We start from the raw sequence: 21,445 nt of genomic DNA, 5'->3' as shown, positions 1-21,445 counted from the left end.
CCAACTTCAGTTCGAGAACCAATGTAAAAGCTCGCTATGCTGGTTCTTTATCCACGCCTCTCTCTTTGTCACCGTTTCCCCCGATGTTACCTTGGCAGTTATCGATCAGGATGGACTGTAGTTAGTGAGGCACAGATGCTTGATCAAAGGGTCCGCTTTAGTGCCTAAACCCTTGACAATTCACCTCAAGACGTTATATAAATCCATGCTTAAAATTAACTCTGTTTTAATACCAAGGAGGGGGCAATGAGAGTAGCAAAACTTTTCAACCTTGTATCGGCCCTGGCGCTGTTCGCATTTGTGGGAACCGCTGCCGCTGCCGGTCCTGCACAACCTACGGCGGTGCTGACCAGCGCGGACTGCGTGAAGTGTCATGAGCAGCCGCCCAAGGATATCGCAGCTGCCGGCGGCAAGCACAAAACCGAGGTTTCCTGCCAGGACTGTCACGTCGGGCACCCGCCCAAGGTTAAGAAGCCGATCCCGCAGTGCAGCCAGTGCCACGAAGGCAAGCCGCACTTCAAGCTCCAGGGCTGCCTCGGCTGCCACTCCAACCCCCATACTCCGAAGGTCATCAAGTTCGGCAACAACGTCACCGACCCGTGCCTGACCTGCCATACCGGCCAGATCGAGCAGCTGCGCTCCTTCAAGAGCAAGCACTCCGCCCTCAACTGCTCCTTCTGCCACAACGTGCACGGCCGTATTCCGGACTGCACCCAGTGCCACAAGTCGCACTCCAACGAGATCGTCCAGAAAGACTGCAAAGTCTGCCACCAGGCCCACAAGCCGGCTGACGTGACCTACAAGTCCGACACCCCGTCGAAATTCTGCGCCGCCTGCCACAGCAAGGCCTACAAGCTGCTGACCTCGAGCACCGCGAAGCACAGCAAGCTCGCCTGCGTCTACTGCCACCAGGCTAAGCACAAGATGGTTCCGCAGTGCACCCAGTGCCACGTCAAACCGCACCCGGCCGCCATCATGGCGAAATTCCCGAAATGCGGCGAGTGCCACAGCATCGCACACGACCTGAACCGTTGGGGTGACGCAGCAGCCCCGGCAGCAGCTCCGGCTGCAGCCCCGGCCAAGCCGGCAGCTCCGGCCAAACCGGCCAAGAAGAAGTAGTTACTCCTGCAGCGCATCGGGGAGGCCTTAGCGGCCTCCCCGACCTTTTTGCCCCTCCCCTGTTTTCAACCCTTTGACAACCAGTTCGCGTAGCACCAGGAGGATCGCATGCTTTTTCTACAGATAACCTCGGCAGTGACGGCGCTGACCCTCGTGATACTGGCGCTGTGCCTCGTTCCGGTCCTCACTGAAATAAAAAAGGCCGCACTGGCCCTGCAGGACGCCGCGGACCTGTTGCAAAAGGAAGTGACGCCGCTGGTCAAGGAACTGCGCGACACGGTGTCTGATGTTCAGGTCGTTACCGGTGCCGCTGCCGCCAACGCGGATGGCGTGAACATGCTATTGAGCGAGCTCGGTCACGCCGGACACAACATACGCATGATCAACAAGGTATTAGGCATCGCCACTGACATTGTGGCCAACGCCCCGGTCTGGATGACGGGGGCCAAGGTTGCAGGCAAGTATATTGCTGATAGAATAATCAAATCCAAAATTAGGGGGTGACGCCATGTCAAAAGATAAAGATATCGGAACCGGTACCATGCTGCTTTCCTTCCTGGCCGGTGCTGCCGTCGGAATAGGTGCAGCCCTGTTGCTCGCGCCCAATACCGGCGAAGAGCTGCGCGGCAAGATCAAGGATCTGGCCGACGACGCCGTCGACAAGATCAAGGAATACGCCAGCGAGGCGCAGGACAAGATCAGGACCAGCTACGAGGACGGTAAAGACCTGGTGCTGGAGAAGAAGAACATCATCTCCTCGGCCATAGAGGCCGGCAAAGAGGCGATGGAGCGGGAACGGGAAAAGAAGAGCGAGGTCTAAGCGCCAGTCCCCCAGCACGAAAGCCCACCAAAGGTGGGCTTTTTTTCTTTCCGGTACGGTCCCCGGCGGACCCAGTGCCGCGAGCAGCAGTGGTGCCACAGCATATGAACGACAGTAACGGTAAAAAGAAGTTCTCCCCCGGCCTCATCTGGGAGTACGACCCGGCAGCCATCGGCGGCGCGAAGGGGAAGGGCCTGAGGCTTTTGCAGTTCGCGAGCTTCGCCTTCTCCAACTTCATGGCCAACAACGCCCTGTTGCGCGCCACGGCCCTCTCCTTCACGACGCTCTTGTCCCTGGTGCCGCTGCTCGCCCTCGCCTTTTCCGTGCTGAAGGGTTTGGGCGCCCAGAACCGCCTGGTCCCCCTGATCCTGAAGCAGGTGACCGCCGGCAACGAGGAGGTGGTGAACCGGGTCATCTCCTACATCGGCAACACCAATATGGGTTCGGTGGGCGCCATAGGCCTGGCGGCGCTTTTGTTCACCGCCATCAGCATGCTCGGCAGCATCGAGGACGCCTTCAACGTGATCTGGGGGGTGCCGGAGACGCGCACCTTCTACAGGAAGTTCAGCGACTACCTAAGCGTCCTGATCAGCGCGCCGCTGCTGCTTTTGGCGGCCACCAGCATCACCACCACGCTGTCGAGCAAGTGGCTCACCGGCTGGATCATGGAGTGGACCTACCTGGGGGACCTGTTCCTGTTCACCCTGGGGCTCACCCCGTACATCGTGGTCTGGATCGCCATTTTCCTCCTGTACGTCTTCATGCCCAACACCCGGGTCCGCTTCGATTCGGCGCTGATCGGGGCCGTGCTTGCCGGCACGCTCTGGCAGTTCGCGCAGTGGGGCTATATCCACTTCCAGGTCGGCGCCGGCAACTACAACGCCATCTACGGCACCCTGGCCGCGCTCCCCATCCTTATGGTCTGGATCTACGTGAGCTGGATCATCGTCCTGTTCGGGATGGAAGTGGTCGCGGCGCACCAAAACCGCGGTACCTTCCGGCGCGACATCCGCGGGCGCGAGATCAGCCACGAGTTGCGGGAACTGGTGGCGCTGGCGGCGCTGCGCCACATAGCGGACGCGTTCTACCGCGGCGAACCGGCCTGGGGAGAAAACCACCTGGCCGCGAAGCTGGGGGTCCCGCTGCGCATCGTGCGCCATACGCTGGAGCACCTGCGCGACGAGGGTTTTGTCGTGATTGCCGGCGAGGGGCGCGGCAGCTACTACCCCGCACGCGATCTGGACCAGGTCTCCATTGCCGAGGTACTCCTCTCGCTGAGAAGGCGCGGCGCCTCGGCCGCCATCGCCGGCGAAGAGCTGGCCTGCGGGCTTTTGGACGAGTCGGAACAGGCGGTAACGGCCGCGCTGGGAGGGGTCACACTAAAGGATCTCGCCTTCCCGGAAATGCGCCCCCGCGGCGTTGACAAAGGGGACGCAGTTGACATATAGTGGCCCGATTAAACTGACGGCCAGAAGCGGGATATGCAAGATTTAAAAGACATCGACAAAGAAAAAAAACGCAGCAGACGATTCCGCAAGGCAAAGGCGCAGGAAGGGCGCAACATCTTTCTTCCGCAGATCGAGGAGACCAAGCCGCAGAGGCAGAAGCTCAAGATCATCCTGCCCGCCATCGCGCTTTTGCTCGCCTCCTACCCACTGATCTCCCTCTTCGGATCTCCCCGCGCCAAGAGCGCACCAGCGGCTGAAGTCCAGGCCGCGGTGTCCCTTTCCAAGCTCGACCAGGGCAGCGCCTTCAAACTTGCCGCCGACGCCTACTCCAACGCCAAGGTACAGGGGGGGAAGTTCACGGCTCCCCTGCCGCAGGGCGGCCAGGTGATCTACGGCATCGATGAAGAGGTGCAGAAGAAGATCGAGAAACTGTTCAGCGACTACAAGGTTCCCTACGGCCTCTTTGTCGCCCTCGAACCCAAGACCGGGCGCATCCTCGCCGCCGTCTCGCATTCCTCGTCCCAACCGGGATGGGAAAAGGGCGCCAACTACCACCTCTACCCCATGGCGTCGCTGTTTAAGATCGTCACCGCCACGGCGGCCCTGGAAGAGAAGAAGGTGGGGCCGGACACCATGTTCGCCTTCAACGGCAAGCTCACCTCGGAGAGCCCGAAATACTGGCGCGTGAGGCCCGGCCGCGGCAACCAGCAGATGCCGCTGTCGCTCGCCATGGGCAAATCGGTGAACCCGGTGTACGGCCGCCTGGCCGGCGAAGTGGTCGGGCGCGACCCGCTGCTCTTATACGCCGGCAGGTACGGCTTCAACCAGGCCATCGTCCCCGGCTCGCCGATCTTTGCCAGCACCGCCCCCGTTCCCGGCACCGTCGACGAACTGATGCGCATGGGCGCGGGCCTGAACCGCGAGGTCAAGATTTCCCCGTTCCATGCCGCCGCCATCATGGCCACGGTGGCCAACGGTGGCGTGATGATGGCGCCGTCGCTCGCCAGCGAGATCCGCGACGCCAAGGGGAACGTGGTGTTCGCCCAGAAGCCGCAGGTGCTGCGCACCGTGATGACGCCGCAGACAGCCGGCGCCCTGGCGCACATGCTCGCCACCACCGTGGAGAGCGGCACCTCCCGTCGCGCCTTCCACGACCGCAGGGGGAGAAGGATGCTCGCCTCGGTCCGGATCGCCGCCAAGACCGGTTCCATCGACGGTACCGATCCCGCCGGGCACTACAGCTGGTTCGCCGCCTATGCCCCGATGGAGGACCCGCAGATCGCGCTGGCCGCGCTGGTCATCAACGAGAACAAGTGGCGCATCAAGGCGACCTCCGTGGGCGAACAGGCCCTGGAGGCGTTCTTCAGGTAGGTGAAGATGGATTGTTCGGGATGCGGGACCTGCTGCGTCGCGCCGGATATCAGCGCCTTGGGAAAGAAACTGGGGGAGCGGTGCCGCCACCTCTCCGGTGAGCAGCGCTGCCAGATCTACGAGGAGCGCCCCGCCGTGTGCCGGGGCTACCGCCCGGACGAGATCTGCGGGCTGATCGCCGCGCCGACCTTGCAGGAGCGGGTGGAGAATTACCTGGGGCTTTTCGGGTTACGGCCGCACTAGTCGAAGCGCTCGAGGGTCAGTCCCGCTTCGGTCCACTGGGCGTAGGAATAGTGGGTGATCCAGTCCCCAAGCGCGACAAAGACCCGCTCGCCGTCCCGCACTTCCATCGGGAGATGGAAATGCCCGGTGACCACCAAGTCGCACCCGGCGGCGAAGCGCTCGCGGGCGAAGCCCTCCAGGATGCGACGGTAGTCCCAGCGGCTCTTGCGCGAGTCGTGCTGGCGGCTCGAGCGCTGCGACAGGTTGACCGCGATCCGGTCGGTAATCTGGCGCGGGAACACCGGCACCAGCGCCTTGACCAGGGGGCTGTGCAGCAGAAACCGCAAGGCGCGGTAGTGGTAATCGGCGCGGTTGACCTGGTCCCCGTGGCACAGGCAGACCTTCCTCCCTCCGATCTCCGTTTCGGCGCCGCCGGGATGGACCTCGGCCTGCAGCTCGTTTCGGAAGAAGCCCCCCAGGTGGAAGTCGTGGTTCCCCTCGAAGTAGACGATGCGCACCCCGCGCGCCCTCACCCGCTTCAGACACTCCACGATTTCGCGATAATGCCCGTACACCGGCTGCGGATTTCCGATCCAGAACTCGAAGATGTCCCCCAGCAGATAAAGGGTGTCGGTGTCTGCGGGGAGCGTGTCCAGGAAACGGACCAGGGTCTGGTAGTTCCGGTCCTGCGGGCTCCTGAGGTGGGCGTCGGCGATGAAAATCTTGCGCATTTGCGCAATATATACAAAAATACGGAGTTGGTAAAGGGAACAGGCACGGGCGGACCTTCCATCTCGACCTCAACCTTAACCTTAACCTGTTTCCAAGAGGTACCGATGCACGCACTACGCAACCTGGAAATCGTCTGGGAAGACCTGATGGAGGCTTTCGAGAACAACGACCAGGATCTGATCTTCTTTCTGGACCGCGAGACGGGCGAGGTTTTTTCGGTTCCTGCCGAGTACGAAGACGAAACGTTCTGGGATGAAGTAGCCTCCCAGGAGGAGCGTTTCCTCGAGATCCCCCCCTTCGACTACGGGCAGGAGCGCCAACTGGTGCACGCCTTCATCCAGCGGCTCACCAACGAGGGGCTCAAGGCGATGCTGACGCGGGCCTTCAGCGGGCAGCAGTCCCACGGCAGGCTGCACGAGATCCTCTCCTTCTACCAGGAGGAACAGGAGCACTTTCAGGCGATCCGGGAGGCCTTTCTCACCGACCGCGCTGCGCACTGGCTGGAGGAGCACGACATCTACCCCCCCGAGCGCTAACATCATCCCCACGGGCGCCCCGGTTGACCTGGGCGCCGCTTTTGCGTAACATCTCTCAGGTGTCCATCTCAACCGGGAGCACGGCCAGCACAGTGCCGGCCGCATCCCCCGCTCGGGTATCCCAATGGCAGAAAAAAGCTGGCGTAAAACGCTCTGGGAAATCGCCGTTATCGTGTTCGCCTCCGCGCTTTTCGGCATCCTCTGGAACAGGCCGCTCCTCTCCGACGCCTGGCGCAGTGCCCCTGCGGTACAGGCCGCACCGACCGCGCAGCAGGCGGAGGCGGTCCCGATGCCGATCGGCGTCGCCCAGGTAAAGGAACTGCACGACTCGGGACAGGCGGTGCTGGTGGACGCGAGAAGCGCGGCCAGCTACATAAAGGAGCACATTGCGGGGGCGCTCTCCCTGCCGCTGGAAGAAGCGACCCGGCAGCAGGCGCCGCAACTCAAGGGAGTCGCCAAGGACGCTGTCATCATCGCTTACTGCAACGGCTTTTCCTGCCACGACAGCATGCAACTCGGCAAACTCCTGATCAAGGCAGGCTACGGCTCGGTCTACGTCTTCGAGGGAGGACTTCCCGAATGGCGCGACGCCGGCTACCCGACCTCGGGAGGGAAGCAATGACCCCCTTGCGTGCCACCATGATCCCCCTGGCGCTCCGCGTCGCCCTCGGCGCCGTCTTCATCTATGCCGCCATCCCGAAAATCGTCGATCCGGTCGCTTTTGCCGGCAGCGTCGCGGCCTACCAGATCCTTCCCTATTTCTGGAGCTACCTCACCGCGGCCGTGCTTCCTTTCGTGGAACTCGCCTGCGGAGTGCTGCTGGTCTGCGGCGTCCGGGTCAGAAGCGGCGCCCTGATCATCGGAGCCCTCAACCTCGTCTTCATGGCCGCACTCACCTCCGCCATCATCCGCGGCCTCGACATCGACTGCGGTTGTTTCCGGCAGGATGGTCCCAAAACCTCCCCGTGGCTTGCGCTTGTGCGCGATGCCTTTTTCCTCGCCATGACCGCGGCCGTGCTGCGCTACGAGGGCTTGCGCACTCGCTAGTCCCGCAACGACCGCCCCCCCCCTCACCTGCCCGACTCCCAATCGTCCCGCCAGCCCCCCCGGCAGCTTGCAGTTTCACCTGAAATCCTGTAGGATGCCGCGTTGTTTCATTAAGCATTGGGAGAACGTTTTGAAGAGCGAAATTCTGCTTCTGGTAGGCGCGTACCTGCTCGGCTCGGTACCGACCGGCCTCCTCCTGGCCCGGAGCATGGGCATCAACATCAGGGAATGCGGCAGCGGCAACATCGGCGCCACCAACGTGTATCGCACCGCCGGCAAGAAGCTAGGCATCATGACACTGGTCGGGGACTGCTTCAAGGGGCTGATACCGGTCCTGATCGCACAAGGGCTCGGGCTCTTGCCGATCTGGGTCGCAGCCATCGGCCTCGCCGCCTTCCTGGGCCACGTCTACACCGTCTTTCTCCGCTTCAAGGGGGGCAAAGGCGTCGCCACCGCGCTGGGCGTGCTGCTTGGCACCGCGCCGCTGGCGGTGCTCTTCGGGATCCTCGTTTTCGCCGCAGTTCTGTACAAGTGGCGTTACGTCTCCCTGGCCTCCATCACCGCGGCCGCTTGCATCCCTTTGCTGGCCCTGGGCACCTGCGCCCCGCGCGAAACCATCGTCATGGCGGTTACCATCGCCGTCATCGTGATCCTCAAGCACCACGAGAACATCTCCCGGCTGCGGGCCGGCACCGAGAGCAAGTTCAAGGCCTGACCTGACCACAACCATAAGAGCCGCACCGACTCGTCCGGCGCAGGGGTAAATCCCCCTGCGCCTCGTTAACATTGGGTCATTTGCACCTCAAAACCTACCTTCCCCACTCATCTTTCCGGCATCCCTTCTCGCTTAACCAGCCAACACCCCGTGATCAAATCGCTTTACGGCTGACAGCAACCGCGGCGGTATATCTCTTGCTGTTCACGATGCAGCTGCACAGGAACGTTTACGCCCAGCCTGGAGGAAATGGATGTCCCTTCGGAGAAGAGCGATCGCCCTGGCGATCGTGATACCACTCCTGCTGATCCCCTTGTTTGCCTGTAACCAGTCAGACCAAAAACAGCAGCGGCAAATCCCGCCGGCACTTCGGCAAGGTTTCCCCGCCGATGCCGTCGAAAAGGTCAACGGCAAGACCATCACCCGGGCCGAGGTCGATCGCGCAGTCAAAGCACTGGTGGCAAACAGGGAACTGAGTCCGCCGCTGTCGGCCGCGAAGCTGCGCGACCTGAACAGGGAGGCGCTCGAACAGTTGATCGCTTCCGAGCTGCTGTACCAGGCGGCCCAGGAATCGGTCGCCGCGACCGAGGGGGTGGAGCAGCAGGTGGCGCAGGCGATATCCCGCGACCGCGCCAGACATCTAAGCGACGTCGCGTTCTACCGCAGCATAGAGGAGGCGGGCCTGACCCTGCCGCAATTGGAACAGTTGATCCGCAAGGAACTGGTGATCGGCAACTTCGTCGAGAAGAGGTTCGGCAGGCGGGTTCGCGTCGATGCGGAAGAAGCCAGGAATTTCTACGAGGCGAACAGGGAGCGGTTCAAGACCGGATGCAGCGCAAGGGCAAGCCAGATCCTGGTGGTGGTCATGGGTTCGGGAGAAGAGCGGGACAAGGAGCGGGCGCGGGAAAGGGCCGAGATCCTGCTGCACCGGGTGAAAGAAGGGGAAAATTTCAGCATCCTGGCACAGTCGCACTCAGACTGCCCCAGCAAGGCGCGCGGGGGCGACCTCGGCTTCTTCAACCGTGGCGAACTCGATCCCCGCTTGGAACAGGCGGTCTTCGCGCTGAAGCCGGGCGAAATCAGCGATCTGGTGCAGACCTCCAATGGTTTCCACATCCTGAAGCTGACCGAAAAGCGCGCCCCGCGCCTGGAAAGTTACCAGGAGGCCGAGCCCGCGGTGTGCGCCTTTCTGAAAAAAGAGAAGATGGCTCCCCTGGTGGCGGCGTACGTCGCGGAGCTGCGCGGCGAGGCGAAGCTGGAACAAGTCGTGAAGTGGTAGCGACGGGGTATGAATAAAAAGGGCGGCTCCCATCGCGGAAGCCGCCCCTATTTATTTCAGATTTTCTAAGATGTCCTCAGATTTTCTCCGTGGCCAATGGTTTTGGTTTAAGCCGCCTGATCCACCACCAGCGGGGTCAGGAAGCGCTTCATCTTCTTGAGCGCCCCTTCCTCGATCTGGCGCACCCGCTCGCGGGAGATGGAGAAGTGATCGGCGATCTCCTGCAGGGTCAGCGCCTGGTCCGCCGCCACGCGGCGCTCGATGACGAAGCGCTCCTTCTCGTTCAGGTGCTCGAGCGCGCTCGCCACGGTCTGCTCCAGTATGGTGGCCTCCTGGCGCTCGGCCAGCATCTCTTCCTGGTTCTGGCGCAGGTCGGGCAGGCTTTCCAGGAAGGTACCTCCCTCCCCTTCAAACATCTCCACGTCGAGTGAGAGCTCGCCCCGCAGGCGCTGTTCCATCTCCTGGGCCTCGGTGTCCTTCACGTCCAGCGAAAGCGCCGCCGCGTGCAGGTCTCCCTCTCCGGTCATGTTGATGATCGCCTGCTTGGCTTGGTTCAGCTTGAAAAATAGCTTTCTCTGCGCCTGGGTGGTGCCGATCTTCAACAGGCTCCAGGCGGAGATGATGTGGTTCTGGATGTACGCCCTGATCCACCACACGGCGTAGGAGATGAGCCGGACGCCCTTGGCCGGGTCGAACTTCCTGACGGCCATCATGAGCCCCACGTTCCCTTCCTGGATCAGGTCCAGCATCTTCATTCCGTAGGAGCGGTACTCTCCGGCGATCTTCACGACAAACCTGAGGTTCGAGGTGATCAGCTTGTGAGCCGCCTCCAGGTCCCCCTCGTCGCGGAACCTGCAGGCCAGATCCATCTCCTCATCCGCCGACAAAAGCGGAAAACGGTTGATTTCCGTGAGGTACAGGGTAAGGCTGTCTATAGGTACCGGCATTGCGTACGTCATGTTGATCTCTCCCTTGTGAGTGCTGTTTTGCCAACTGCTTGTTAGCACTCTCCACTCTTGAGCGCTAATAAATATAGCAAGCGGCATGCAAAAAATCAAGGGGATGCCCGTGAATTTACGGGGGTTAAATTACTTGCGCCTGCCGCTGCGAATGTGGTAAACGAAAAGATCGAAATAAGCGACGCCTGGCGCCGAACAACCGGAGGTTCTGCCATATGGAGATCAGGGTAATACCGATTAGCGAGGGGGATAAGAAGGCCAAGTACACCGACGAGTCGCAGCTCGGCTTCGGTACGATCTTTACCGACTACATGCTGCTGGTCGAGTGGAAAGTCAACCAGGGCTGGGTCGATGCCCGCATCAAGAAGTACGAACCGTTCCAAATCGACCCGGCGGCGCTTGTTTTGCACTACGCCCAGGAAATCTTCGAGGGGCTGAAGGCCTACCGTTGGGAGGACGGCACCATCGCGCTGTTCCGCCCGGAGATGAACGCCCGTCGCTTCAACCACTCCGCCGAGCGTCTCTGCATGCCGGAAGTTCCGGAGGAGCTTTTCGTGAAAGGGATCGAGCAGCTGGTGGCTCTGGAAAGCGCCTGGGTGCCCGGTTCGGAGGGGACCTCGCTCTACGTCCGTCCCGCCATGATCGCGGTCGAGCCGCACGTCGGCATCAAGCCCTCGGACCACTACTACTTCTACGTGATCCTCTCCCCGGTGGGCGCCTACTACTCCGCCGGCTTCAAACCGGTCAAGATCATGGTCGAGGACAAGTACGTCCGCGCCACCCCGGGCGGCACCGGCGAAGCCAAGACCGGCGGCAACTACGCGAGCTCCCTCAAGGCCGGCCTCGAGGCGAAGAAGAAAGGGTACGACCAGGTGCTTTGGCTGGACGGCGTACACAAACGCTACATCGAGGAAGTCGGCTCAATGAACATGTTCTTCGCCTACGGCGACACCATCGTCACCGCGCCGCTGGAAGGAAGCATCCTGCGCGGCATCACCCGCGATTCCGTGCTGACCCTCGCCAAGTCCTTTGGGCTCAAGGTTGAAGAGCGCAAGATCGACGTGAACGACCTGATGCAGGACCTGAAGAACGGCAAGATCACCGAAGCCTTTGGCAGCGGCACCGCGGCGGTGGTCACCCCCGTCGGCACGCTCTGCTATGCCGGCGAGACCGTGCAGGTCGGTAACGGCGGCGTCGGCAAGCATACCCAGACCCTTTACGACACCCTGACCGGCATCCAGACCGGCAAGATCGAAGACAAGTTCGGCTGGATCAGGAAAGTTAAGTAAGCAGCTAGCAAACGTCAAAAGAAAAGGGGACAGGCTACTTTAAAAGTGCCTGTCCCCTTTTCACATTTACCGACCACGTCGTACGTCCTCCACACCGCAACCTGAGGATCCTCCGCGGCAGAGGTGCTTCAGAACAACTCCATCTGTCCACTCAACAGTTCGCCCGGAGCCGGAGCGACCTTGCCCGGACCTTCGACCCCCTTCCAGGACAGCCCGGCCTTGATCATCTCCTGGAGCCACTTCTTGGGAACCGACCGGTAACGGCACCGCTTGAGGGCGCCCACGGTGATGGTGGCGGAGACGACACCACGACGGATGCGCGGCACGATCTCCGTTATCTTGCCAATGAATAGGAAGCAGCGGGTCGCGTCTTTGTGCTCGAGGAGTACCTCGTCACCAATCACGGCGAGACAGATGGCGTGGTGACGCTTGTTGTCCACGAAGAAACTGACCGCGCATCCCGGCTTGGCGACGACCGGCTTCGACAGTTCCTCGGCGTCCCAGACCAACTCCTCGCCGTCATCTCCATCGTCATCGAGCGCTTCTTCCGGATCCTCCCCGTAGAAGAGATGCTCGTCCGCCGCCAGATCGAGGTCGTCATCCAGTTCGTCCTCGGCTGCCAGGTCCAGGTCGACCTCAGCATCCGGATGCTCTTCGGCACCGAGTCCGTTATCGTCTCGTTTCAACTTTGCCAACTCAGCTCCCCTGCAACATCACGTGCGTACCAGCAGCTAGCGATTTGCGGTCGGGCATTGTGCACCGCGGCTCCGCAACCCGCTGCCGGATAATGCCATATCTTGCCGCGCACTACAAGCCTTGCCACAGTGGTAAAGATCGAGATGGCGCCGCACCTTTAAGGCTAAAAACAGGACCCTACCTTGACACACCACCCGCCCCTCCCTATCTTCTTCTATGACTTAGGAGGTAAGCCATGATCAGACCTGAGAAAATGACCGTCAAAACCCAGGAAGCGATAGCGACGGCGCATGAAAACGCCCTCGCCATGTCGGCTCCCGCTATCGAAGCCGAACACCTGCTGCTCGCGCTGATCGACCAGGAAGGCGGCTTCGTGCCAGACCTCATCAAGAAGATCGGCGCCCCCCTGCCGCGCCTGCGTGACAGCGTGGACGAGGCGCTTAAACGCCTCCCCAAGGTGACCGGCGGTGCCCAGGTCGGGCTCTCCACCGCTCTCAACCGCGTCCTGGACCAGGCCCAGAAGGAAGCGGACACGATGCACGACGCCTTCGTCTCGACGGAACACCTGCTGCTGGCGCTGGTGGCTTCGAAGGACACGCCGAGCGGCCGACTCTTGAGCCAGAACGGCGTGACCCGCGACGGCATCCTCGCGGCGCTGAAGGAGTTGCGCGGCGGTGAGGCGGTCAACGAGCAGGATCCCGAGCAAAAATACCAGGCGCTTGCGAAATACTGCCGCGACCTGACCGACTTGGCTCGCCAAGGCAAACTGGACCCGGTCATCGGGCGCGACGACGAGATCCGCCGCGTGCTCCAGGTGCTGTCCCGCCGCACCAAAAACAATCCGGTGCTGATCGGCGAGCCCGGCGTGGGCAAGACTGCCATCGCCGAGGGGCTCGCCCAACGCATCGTGTCCGGTGATGTCCCGGAAACACTTAAGGACAAAGTGATCATGGCGCTCGACATGGGCGCCCTCATCGCCGGCGCAAAATACCGCGGCGAGTTCGAGGAGCGGCTGAAGGCGGTGATCAAGGAGGTGGCGCGCTCGGAGGGGAAGGTTATCCTCTTCATCGATGAGATGCACACCCTGGTCGGCGCGGGCGCGGCGGAGGGCGCCATGGACGCCTCCAACATGCTGAAACCCGCCCTGGCCCGGGGGGAGCTGCACTGCATCGGCGCCACCACCCTCAACGAATACAGAAAACACATCGAGAAGGACGCGGCGCTCGAGCGGCGCTTCCAGCAGGTCTACGCGGGTGAGCCGAGCGTGGAGGAGACCATCTCCATCCTGCGGGGCCTGAAGGAGAAGTACGAGAACTACCACAAGATCCAGATCAAGGACTCGGCGATCATCGCCGCGGCGACGCTCTCCGACCGCTACATCACCGACCGCTTCCTCCCGGACAAGGCGATCGACCTCATCGACGAGGCCGCCTCCCGACTCAGGATCGAGCTGGACTCGAAGCCGACCGAGATCGACGAGATCGACCGGCGCGTCATCCAACTGCAGATAGAGCGGGAGGCCATGCTGCGTGAGCACGACCCGAAAGCGCTGGAAAGGCTCAAAAAACTGGAGGAGGAGCTGGCCACGCTGAAGGCGCAGTCGGACGAGTTGAACAGCCACTGGAAAAGGGAAACGAACCTCCTGTCGGAACTGGGTGAGCTCAAGCAGCGCAAGGAGGACAAGGCCGAGGAGGCTAAACGCGCCGAGCGCGACGGTCTTTTGGCCCGTACCGCCGAGATCCGCTACGGCGAAATCCCGGCCATCGAGAAGGAAATCGAGGACAAGCGCCTCACCCTGGAACAGATCCAGAAGGAAGGAAAGATGCTTCCGGAGGAGGTGGACGCCGAGATGGTCGCCGAGGTGGTCGCCAAGTGGACCGGCATCCCCGTTAACCGGATGCTGGAGACGGAAAGCGAGAAGCTCGTGCGCATGGAAGAGCGGCTGAAAAGTCGGGTGGTGGGCCAGGACGAGGCACTCACCCTGGTGGCCAACGCCGTGCGCCGCGCCCGGAGCGGCCTCTCCGACCCGAACCGCCCCATCGGCTCCTTCATCTTCCTGGGCCCAACCGGGGTGGGCAAGACGGAAACCGCCCGCGCCCTCGCCTCTTTCCTGTTCGACGACGACCAAGCCATCGTGCGCATCGACATGAGCGAGTACCAGGAAAAGCACACGGTGGCCCGCCTGATCGGTGCCCCCCCAGGCTACGTCGGCTACGAGGAGGGGGGACAGCTCACCGAGGCGGTGCGGCGGCGCCCCTACTGCATCGTGCTCTTTGACGAGATCGAGAAGGCGCATCCTGAGGTGTTCAATGTCTTTCTGCAAATCCTCGACGACGGCAGGCTGACCGACGGCCAAGGGAGGACGGTCGACTTCAAGAACTCGGTGATCATCATGACCAGCAACCTCGGTTCGCAGTGGATCCAGCAGTACGGCGCCACCGACTACGCCAAGATGCAGGGCGAGGTCATGGAGACCCTCAGGGAGGCTTTCAAACCCGAATTCCTAAACCGCGTTGACGAGATCGTCATCTATCATGCCCTTCCGCTGGAGCGGATCAAGGAGATCGTGTCGATTCAGCTGCGGTTCCTGACCAAGCGGCTCGAAGAAAAGGGCATCGGGCTGGAAGTCACCGACCAGGCACGCGAGTTCCTGGCGCGGGAAGGGTACGACCCCGCTTATGGGGCCCGCCCCTTGAAACGCGCCCTACAGCGCAAGATCCAGGACCCGCTTGCGCTCATGCTGCTGGAAGGGAAGTTCGGCCCCGGAGACACGGTCCAAGTCGATGTGGCAAGCGACGGGAGTACTTTGGCTATCGCCAGGAGATAGCCAAACAGTGAATACGATAAGCAAAAATTAACAAATTGATATTTTGCCTTGAAGCTGCTATTGTACGCGGCGCAAAGCTAGGCTTTTGCGCCGCTCCGGCGGCAATTCGATGTGGGGGAGAGTCTTAGATGAAGCGTTATTCCACCATTATGTCCGTCCTCGTCACGCTGGCACTGCCGGTGGCCGGGACCTGTGCTGACGCACCCAAAGCGCCCGAGAAGGCTGATGCCAAGGTCGAAGCTGTTGCCGCCCCGAAAGCGGTCGAGAAAGCCGACGCCGCTGCCCAGGCGCCCGAAAAGGCCGAGTCGAAAGCCGAAGCCATCCAAAAAAGCATGTCCAAAAGCGGCCATTCCATGATGATGGGTGGCGCGGCTCCCGCCGAAGCAGGGGCGCCCGAGGTAAACACCAATCCCACCGGCAAGGTTGTCGAAACCATGGAAGGCGGCGGCTACACCTACGCCAACCTGGAAGTGGCCGGCGGCACCAAAACTTGGGTAGCGTACCCGGTTCTCGAGACCCGCGTCGGAGATACTCTTTCCTTCCAGGGCTGCATGCCCATGACCAAGTTTCAGAGCAAGACCCTGAACCGCACCTTCGAGACCATCCTGTTCTGCAACGCGCCTGAAGTTAAGGGAGCTGCCAAGCCCGCCAAGGAGGCCAAGAAAGCCGCCCCCGGCGAGAAGATCAAGGTAGAGAAAGCAACCGGCGCCAACGCCTACACCGTGGAGGAGATCTTCGCCAAGCGCGGCTCCCTGAACGGCAAACAGGTCCTGGTACGCGGCCAGGTGGTCAAGACTGCCACCGGCATCATGAACAAAAACTGGCTGCACCTGCAGGACGGCACCGGCGACGCCAAGAAGAAGACCAACGATCTCGTCGTGACCACCAACGACAATGCGGAAGAGGGCGACGTGATCACCGTCTCCGGCACTCTCGCCAAGGACAAGGACTTCGGCGGCGGCTACAAGTACACCGCCATCATCGAAAAGGGGAGCGTGAAGAAGTAACACGCCCCGCAGCCAAACCAGGCGAAGGCCCTCCGTCCACACGGAGGGCCTTTTTTTTCGATTCTTCTCAGAAATCCCGGTATCTTTTATCCACGAAGAGCTGCTCAAGTCCCCGCGTGCTCCCCTTTGCGAAGGGGAGACAGAGGGGATTTGCCGTGGTTAGGCTGAAGGAACCATTTTCTCATGGCGGCGCAGGCCAAGGCTTGTTCAGCCTGCCCAGCGCCCCTCGGAGAACAACCATGTCCACCACGTCGCTCTTGATCGCCCTCTACCTCGCACGCTTCGCCGCCGCCTGTCTGCTGCGCTACCTGAACCTGCGCCACCTGCGCCGCTACGGCAGCACCGTGCCGCAAGGATTTGCCGACGCCGTCGACGCGGAGGCGCTGGCCAAGTCGGCAAGCTACACGCTGGCGCAGAGCAGGCTCGCCCTCATCGATTCCATCTACGACAGCGCTCTTTTACTCATCTTCATGTTCACCCCGCTGCTGCCGCTCTACGACCACTGGATCGCCTCGCTGACGGATTCTTTCGTGCTTCGGGGCGTGCTGTTCATGCTGGTCCTCACCCTGGTCCAGGAACTGCTGGACATCCCCTTCTCGCTCTACAGCACCTTCCGCCTTGAGCGGCGCTTCGGTTTCAACACCACCACGCCTGGCCTGTGGCTGTCGGACCTGCTCAAGTCCACTTTCATCTCCATGGCCCTTACCGCCATCGTCGTCAGCGCCGCGCTCTTGCTGATCAGACACTCTCCGGAATTTTGGTGGCTCTGGGTCTGGGCCTTCTTCGCCCTCTTCTCCATCGTCATGATCTACATCTCGCCGTACATCATCGAGCCGCTCTTCTCCAAGTTCGAGCCGCTGGGCGACCCGGAGTTGGAGGAGGAGATCCGGAACATGCTGCAAAAGGCCGACCTGAGGGTGAAAGACGTGCAGCAGATGGACGCTTCCCGCCGCAGCCTCCACTCCAACGCCTATTTCACCGGCATCGGCCGTGTCAAGCGCATCGTGCTCTACGACACGCTGCTGAAACAGATGAATCGCCCGGAACTCCTGGCGATCCTCGCACATGAGGCCGGGCACTGGAAGAAGGGGCATATCTGGAAGCGCCTGGTTCTGATTGAAGCCGCCGCCCTGGCGATTTTCTTCCTGGTGCACCAATTAATCGCATGGGGCGGGCTTCCGCTGCTCTTTGGTCTCCCGGAAGCCTCTTTCCTGGCCCAGATCCTCATGATCAGCTTCATCTTCTCCATCGTCTCGTTCCCACTTACCCCCATCGGCTCCTGGCTGTCGCGCCGCAACGAATGGGAAGCCGACCGCTTCGCGTCCGACCTCTCGGGGACCCCGGAGGCGCTCGCCTCGGCCCTGGTGAAGCTCTCCACGGAAAACCTCTCCAACCTGCACCCGCATCCGTTCTACGCGGCTTTCTACTACAGTCATCCGCCGGTGGTGGACCGGGTGGCGGCCCTGCGCAACATGAAGACGAAGGAAACGTCGGAATAATTAACACTACCTCATTGCGTCTCACATCTTGTTCTGGTATTTTTGCTGAGGCCTAACGCCACGAGACCAGCAACAGGAGCCGATCGAAATGCGTCTGAACATCCTGATAACCGCCTCAGAAGCAGTCCCCTTCGCCAAGGAAGGGGGCCTCGCTGACGTGGTCGGCGCCCTCCCCAAGTATCTTTCCGGTCGCGGTCACGACGTCCGCGTGGTAATGCCGCGCTACTACAAAGTCGACCGGGAACGCTACCAGTTGCGCCAACTCCCCGGAGTACTGGTGGTCCCCATGGGGATCATCGGCAACATGTACTGCGGTGTGCACGAAGGCAGGATGCCCGGCTCCGACGTCCCCATCTACTTCCTGGAGCATGAAGACTTCTACGGGCGCGAATCGCTTTACGAAAGGGACAACAAGGGCTACCTCGACAACGACAACCGCTTCATCTTCCTCTCCAAGGCCAGTCTGGAACTGTGCAAGATGATCCAGTTCACCCCGGACTTGGTGCACGCGCACGATTGGCACACGGCCGCCGTGCCGCTGTTGATGAACACCTCTTACCTCCACGATCACCACCTGGCGCAGGCCGCCTCGCTGCTCACCATTCACAACATGCAGCACCAGGGGAGCTTCTATGAAGGTGCCATGGATGTCCTTGGCATCGGCTGGCACCACTTCACCTTCCTGGAACTGGAGATGGACAACCAGGTAAACCTCCTGAAGGGCGGGATCTACCACGCGACCATGCTGAACACGGTAAGTGAAGGATACGCGAGAGAGATCCAGACGCCGGAATACGGCTGGGGGCTGGAAGGGGTGGTTCGAGAGCGCTCCGGCGCCCTGTCCGGCATCCTCAATGGCGTGGACTACCAGGAATGGAATCCGGAGGAGGACCGCCTCCTGCCGGCCAACTACAGCGCCCAAGACCTTTCCGGGAAGGCGGTCTGCAAGAGGGAGTTGCAGCGCTCCCTGGGGCTGCCTGAGCGCGAGGACGTGCCGCTGATCGGGATGGTCTCGCGCCTGGTGAAACAAAAGGGGATCGATGTCCTGGCGCAGGCGCTGCCGCGGCTTCTCGAACTGGACATCCAGTTGGTGCTTCTCGGCGCCGGCGAGCCTTGGGCCCACTTCTATTTCGGCGGTATGGCCGCCGACCGTCCCGATCGCTTCGCCTGCCGCATCGGCTACGACAACACTTTGGCCCACCGCATCGAGGCTGGGTGCGACTTCTTCCTGATGCCGTCCGCGTTCGAACCGTGCGGCCTGAACCAGATGTACAGCATGCGCTACGGCACCCTCCCCATCGTGCGCGCGACAGGCGGGCTGGACGACTCGGTCGAGAATTTCAATTCCGCTCAACGCACCGGCGACGGCTTCAAGTTCTGGAACCTGGACGCGGGCGCGCTCTTCGACACCGTCGGCTGGGCAGTGCACTCCTGGTACCACGACTCAGAAGCGATCGCAGCCTTGCGGCAGAACGCCATGGCCAAGCGCTTCACGTGGGAGAATGCCGCGGAGAAGTACGAGGGGCTCTACCTGGAGGGAATGAGAAGGAAACTGGGCGAGGAGAGGTTCCAACAGGTGCTGGCGGAGAGGTCTCCGAAGCGCATAGCGCCCTGCGCGACGACCGAAGCCTGCCTGCCCCCGGCGTAGCCGTCCCGCTTTCTCGGTCCACAGGGCCCACTAAATCCAATAGTCCCCTCCCGCACAAAACAAAAAAAGGCGCCCCGGAAATCCGGGACGCCTTTTTCGTTTCAGCTAAAAGCCGGTGCTACATCTTGTTCAGCAGCGGAACGATGAGCAGCGACACGATGTTGATGATCTTGATCATCGGGTTGACGGCCGGGCCAGCGGTGTCCTTGTACGGGTCGCCTACGGTATCGCCGGTTACGGCAGCCTTGTGGGCTTCGCTACCCTTGCCGCCGTGGTAGCCGTCCTCGATGTACTTCTTCGCGTTGTCCCAAGCGCCACCGCCGGTGGTCATGGAGATAGCGACGAAGATACCGGTTACGATGGAGCCGACGATGACGCCACCCAGAGCCTTGGGGCCGAGTGTGAAGCCGACGACGATCGGGGCGAGGATCGGGATGAGACCCGGGATGACCATCTCCTTGAGAGCGGTCTTGGTCACGATGTCTACGCAGGCTGCGTAGTCCGGTTTGCCGGTGCCTTCCATGATCCCTGCGATGGTGCGGAACTGGCGACGGACTTCGTCGACGACCGCGCCGCCTGCTTTACCAACGGCTTCCATGCACATAGCGGCGAAGTAGTACGGCAGCATCCCGCCGATGAAGAGACCGACGATGATCTTCGGATCGGACAGGGAGAAGCTCTTGTCGGCGATGGTCAGCTCCTGGACATAGGAGGTGAACAGGATGATGGCGGCCAGACCGGCGGAGCCGATGGCGTAGCCCTTGGTGACGGCCTTGGTGGTGTTGCCGACTGCGTCGAGCGGATCGGTAACGGCGCGGACGGAGTCATCGAGTTCAGCCATTTCGGCGATGCCGCCGGCGTTGTCGGTGATCGGGCCGTAAGCGTCCATGGCGACGACGATACCGGTCAGGGAGAGCATGGAAACCGCGGCGATGGCGATGCCGTACACGCCCGCGCAGTTGGCGGCGACGATGATGCCCGCGGAGATGACGATGACCGGCAGTGCGGTCGATTTCATGGAGATGCCAAGGCCGGCGATGATGTTGGTGGCGTGGCCGGTCTTGGAGGCCTCGGCGATGTGCTTGACCGGGGCGTATTCGGTGGAGGTGTAGTACTCGGTGATCCAGAAGATGGCACCGGTTACGACCAGACCGACGATGGCGGAGATGAAAATGTTGGTTGCGGAGATGACCGTGCCGTTAGCCTCGGCGAGACCCTGCGGGAACATCTGCATGGTGACGAAGTAGAAGGCGATGCAGGCGATCCCGCCGGAAGCGATGAGGCCCTTGTAGAGAGCGCCCATGATCTTGCCGGAAGAGCCCAGCTTGACGAAGTAGGTGCCGATGATGGAGGCGATGATGGAGATGCCGCCCAGGATCAGCGGGTAGCTGACCGCGCCGGGGTTGGCGAAGGTGATGGCGCCCAGCAGCATGGCAGCGATCAGGGTAACGGCGTAGGTTTCGAAGAGGTCAGCGGCCATGCCGGCGCAGTCGCCGACGTTGTCGCCGACGTTGTCCGCGATGACGGCCGGGTTGCGGGGGTCGTCCTCGGGGATACCTGCTTCGACCTTGCCCACCAGGTCGGCGCCGACGTCAGCGCCCTTGGTGAAGATACCGCCGCCCAGACGGGCGAAGATGGAGATCAGCGAACCGCCGAAGCCGAGGCCTACCAGCTGGCTGACGATGTCCTTCACCGGAGCGCCCGGCATGACGGCCTGCAGGAACATGTAGTAGCCAGCAACGCCCAGAAGGCCCAGACCGACGACCAGCATGCCGGTTATGGCGCCGCCCTTGAAGGCAACGTTGAGAGCCTTGTGGATGCCGGACTTGGCAGCCTCGGTGGTCCTCACGTTGGCGCGCACCGAGACGAACATCCCGATGAAGCCGGTGAGGCCGGAGAAGACTGCGCCGACCAGGAAGCCGACTGCGGTCATCCAACCGAGGGAGGCGAAGAGGGCCACGAACATGGCGACGCCCACCACCGCGATGATGGTGTACTGACGCTTCATGTAGGCGCCGGCGCCTTCCTGGATCGCGGAGGCGATCTGCTTCATCCGCTCGTTACCCTGGGGAAGCCCCAGGATCCACTGGGCCGAGATCAGGCCGTAGGCGACTGCCGCCGCGGCACAGACCAGGGCGAAGACTACTGCATACTGTTCCATTGAAAAAAATCCTCCTATTTGGATATGCCTCAAAAAAAGGCGTGCCTTCCAACATAGTCATAAAAACGGG

Annotated in this window: 20 protein-coding genes; 16 read left to right on the top strand and 4 right to left on the bottom strand. The window is 61.7% G+C overall.

Going from position 1 to position 21,445, the window contains the following annotated elements; translation table 11 throughout:
• Window positions 1-246 precede the first annotated feature (246 nt).
• The 6 genes from JFN90_RS05085 to JFN90_RS05060 all read left to right on the top strand — a co-directional run bounded on the left by JFN90_RS05085 (window position 247) and on the right by JFN90_RS05060 (window position 5,001).
• Window positions 247-1,119 carry a cytochrome c3 family protein gene (locus JFN90_RS05085; RefSeq protein ID WP_199394022.1) on the top strand — a complete coding sequence of 291 codons (873 nt, stop codon included), beginning with the start codon at window positions 247-249 and terminating at the stop codon, window positions 1,117-1,119.
• A gap of 108 nt (window positions 1,120-1,227) precedes the next feature.
• On the top strand, window positions 1,228-1,623 hold the full coding sequence (locus JFN90_RS05080) for a DUF948 domain-containing protein (RefSeq protein WP_199394021.1): 396 nt from the start codon (window positions 1,228-1,230) through the stop codon (window positions 1,621-1,623).
• Between the two features lie 4 nt (window positions 1,624-1,627).
• Window positions 1,628-1,939: a YtxH domain-containing protein gene (locus JFN90_RS05075; RefSeq protein WP_199394020.1), complete on the top strand. Its 312-nt coding sequence runs from the start codon at window positions 1,628-1,630 to the stop codon at window positions 1,937-1,939.
• Window positions 1,940-2,043: 104 nt separating this feature from the next.
• Window positions 2,044-3,387, top strand: a complete 1,344-nt coding sequence (locus JFN90_RS05070; protein ID WP_199394019.1) for a YhjD/YihY/BrkB family envelope integrity protein — start codon at window positions 2,044-2,046, stop codon at window positions 3,385-3,387.
• A gap of 33 nt (window positions 3,388-3,420) precedes the next feature.
• The gene (locus tag JFN90_RS05065; protein ID WP_199394018.1) at window positions 3,421-4,758 is read left to right on the top strand and encodes a penicillin-binding transpeptidase domain-containing protein; all 1,338 of its coding nucleotides are present in this window, start codon (window positions 3,421-3,423) and stop codon (window positions 4,756-4,758) included.
• A 6-nt stretch (window positions 4,759-4,764) separates the two neighbouring features.
• Window positions 4,765-5,001, top strand: coding sequence for a YkgJ family cysteine cluster protein (locus JFN90_RS05060; protein WP_199394017.1), 237 nt, complete (start codon window positions 4,765-4,767; stop codon window positions 4,999-5,001).
• Here the strand turns inward: JFN90_RS05060 and JFN90_RS05055 are convergent.
• Window positions 4,998-5,711, bottom strand: coding sequence for a UDP-2,3-diacylglucosamine diphosphatase (locus JFN90_RS05055; protein WP_199394016.1), 714 nt, complete (start codon window positions 5,709-5,711; stop codon window positions 4,998-5,000). The genes JFN90_RS05060 and JFN90_RS05055 overlap by 4 nt on opposite strands.
• A gap of 105 nt (window positions 5,712-5,816) precedes the next feature.
• On the opposite strand from JFN90_RS05055, the gene JFN90_RS05050 reads away from it, so the two are divergent.
• The 5 genes from JFN90_RS05050 to JFN90_RS05030 all read left to right on the top strand — a co-directional run bounded on the left by JFN90_RS05050 (window position 5,817) and on the right by JFN90_RS05030 (window position 9,289).
• Entirely contained in the window at window positions 5,817-6,248 is a 432-nt protein-coding gene (locus JFN90_RS05050; protein ID WP_199394015.1) for a UPF0158 family protein, read from the top strand.
• Between the two features lie 124 nt (window positions 6,249-6,372).
• Window positions 6,373-6,870 (top strand): rhodanese-like domain-containing protein, encoded by a 498-nt coding sequence (locus tag JFN90_RS05045; RefSeq protein WP_199394014.1) that lies wholly within the window; start codon window positions 6,373-6,375, stop codon window positions 6,868-6,870.
• Entirely contained in the window at window positions 6,867-7,295 is a 429-nt protein-coding gene (locus tag JFN90_RS05040) for a MauE/DoxX family redox-associated membrane protein (protein WP_199394013.1), read from the top strand. The genes JFN90_RS05045 and JFN90_RS05040 overlap by 4 nt, the downstream gene beginning before the upstream one ends.
• Window positions 7,296-7,425: 130 nt before the next feature.
• On the top strand, window positions 7,426-8,010 hold the full coding sequence (gene plsY / locus JFN90_RS05035) for a glycerol-3-phosphate 1-O-acyltransferase PlsY (protein WP_199394012.1): 585 nt from the start codon (window positions 7,426-7,428) through the stop codon (window positions 8,008-8,010).
• Window positions 8,011-8,263: 253 nt separating this feature from the next.
• Window positions 8,264-9,289: a peptidylprolyl isomerase gene (locus tag JFN90_RS05030; RefSeq protein ID WP_199394011.1), complete on the top strand. Its 1,026-nt coding sequence runs from the start codon at window positions 8,264-8,266 to the stop codon at window positions 9,287-9,289.
• A gap of 107 nt (window positions 9,290-9,396) precedes the next feature.
• Here the strand turns inward: JFN90_RS05030 and rpoH are convergent, their stop codons facing one another.
• Complete coding sequence (gene rpoH / locus JFN90_RS05025; protein WP_199394010.1) at window positions 9,397-10,248, bottom strand: RNA polymerase sigma factor RpoH; 852 nt, start codon at window positions 10,246-10,248, stop codon at window positions 9,397-9,399.
• Window positions 10,249-10,463: 215 nt separating this feature from the next.
• Here rpoH and JFN90_RS05020 point away from each other — a divergent pair, with 215 nt between their 5' ends.
• Window positions 10,464-11,537 (top strand): branched-chain amino acid aminotransferase, encoded by a 1,074-nt coding sequence (locus tag JFN90_RS05020; protein ID WP_199394009.1) that lies wholly within the window; start codon window positions 10,464-10,466, stop codon window positions 11,535-11,537.
• A gap of 128 nt (window positions 11,538-11,665) precedes the next feature.
• On the opposite strand, the gene JFN90_RS05015 is transcribed toward JFN90_RS05020, so the two are convergent.
• A complete protein-coding gene (locus JFN90_RS05015; protein WP_236018882.1) occupies window positions 11,666-12,232 on the bottom strand; it encodes a hypothetical protein in 567 nt (188 codons plus the stop codon).
• Between the two features lie 236 nt (window positions 12,233-12,468).
• On the opposite strand from JFN90_RS05015, the gene clpB reads away from it, so the two are divergent.
• The 4 genes from clpB to glgA all read left to right on the top strand — a co-directional run bounded on the left by clpB (window position 12,469) and on the right by glgA (window position 19,214).
• Window positions 12,469-15,060, top strand: coding sequence for an ATP-dependent chaperone ClpB (clpB, locus tag JFN90_RS05010; RefSeq protein WP_199394008.1), 2,592 nt, complete (start codon window positions 12,469-12,471; stop codon window positions 15,058-15,060).
• A 128-nt stretch (window positions 15,061-15,188) separates the two neighbouring features.
• Window positions 15,189-16,067 carry a DNA-binding protein gene (locus JFN90_RS05005; RefSeq protein ID WP_199394007.1) on the top strand — a complete coding sequence of 293 codons (879 nt, stop codon included), beginning with the start codon at window positions 15,189-15,191 and terminating at the stop codon, window positions 16,065-16,067.
• A 239-nt stretch (window positions 16,068-16,306) separates the two neighbouring features.
• Window positions 16,307-17,566 carry a M48 family metallopeptidase gene (locus JFN90_RS05000; protein WP_199394006.1) on the top strand — a complete coding sequence of 420 codons (1,260 nt, stop codon included), beginning with the start codon at window positions 16,307-16,309 and terminating at the stop codon, window positions 17,564-17,566.
• 88 nt (window positions 17,567-17,654) lie between these two features.
• A complete protein-coding gene (gene glgA / locus JFN90_RS04995; RefSeq protein ID WP_199394005.1) occupies window positions 17,655-19,214 on the top strand; it encodes a glycogen synthase GlgA in 1,560 nt (519 codons plus the stop codon).
• Window positions 19,215-19,332: 118 nt separating this feature from the next.
• Here glgA and JFN90_RS04990 read toward each other — a convergent pair whose 3' ends face one another.
• Window positions 19,333-21,375, bottom strand: coding sequence for a sodium-translocating pyrophosphatase (locus JFN90_RS04990; protein WP_199394004.1), 2,043 nt, complete (start codon window positions 21,373-21,375; stop codon window positions 19,333-19,335).
• Window positions 21,376-21,445 lie beyond the last annotated feature (70 nt).

It is taken from the genome of Geomonas propionica, from assembly GCF_016458235.1.
Taxonomy (GTDB): domain Bacteria; phylum Desulfobacterota; class Desulfuromonadia; order Geobacterales; family Geobacteraceae; genus Geomonas; species Geomonas propionica.
This window is presented reverse-complemented; position numbering and strand designations above follow the sequence as displayed.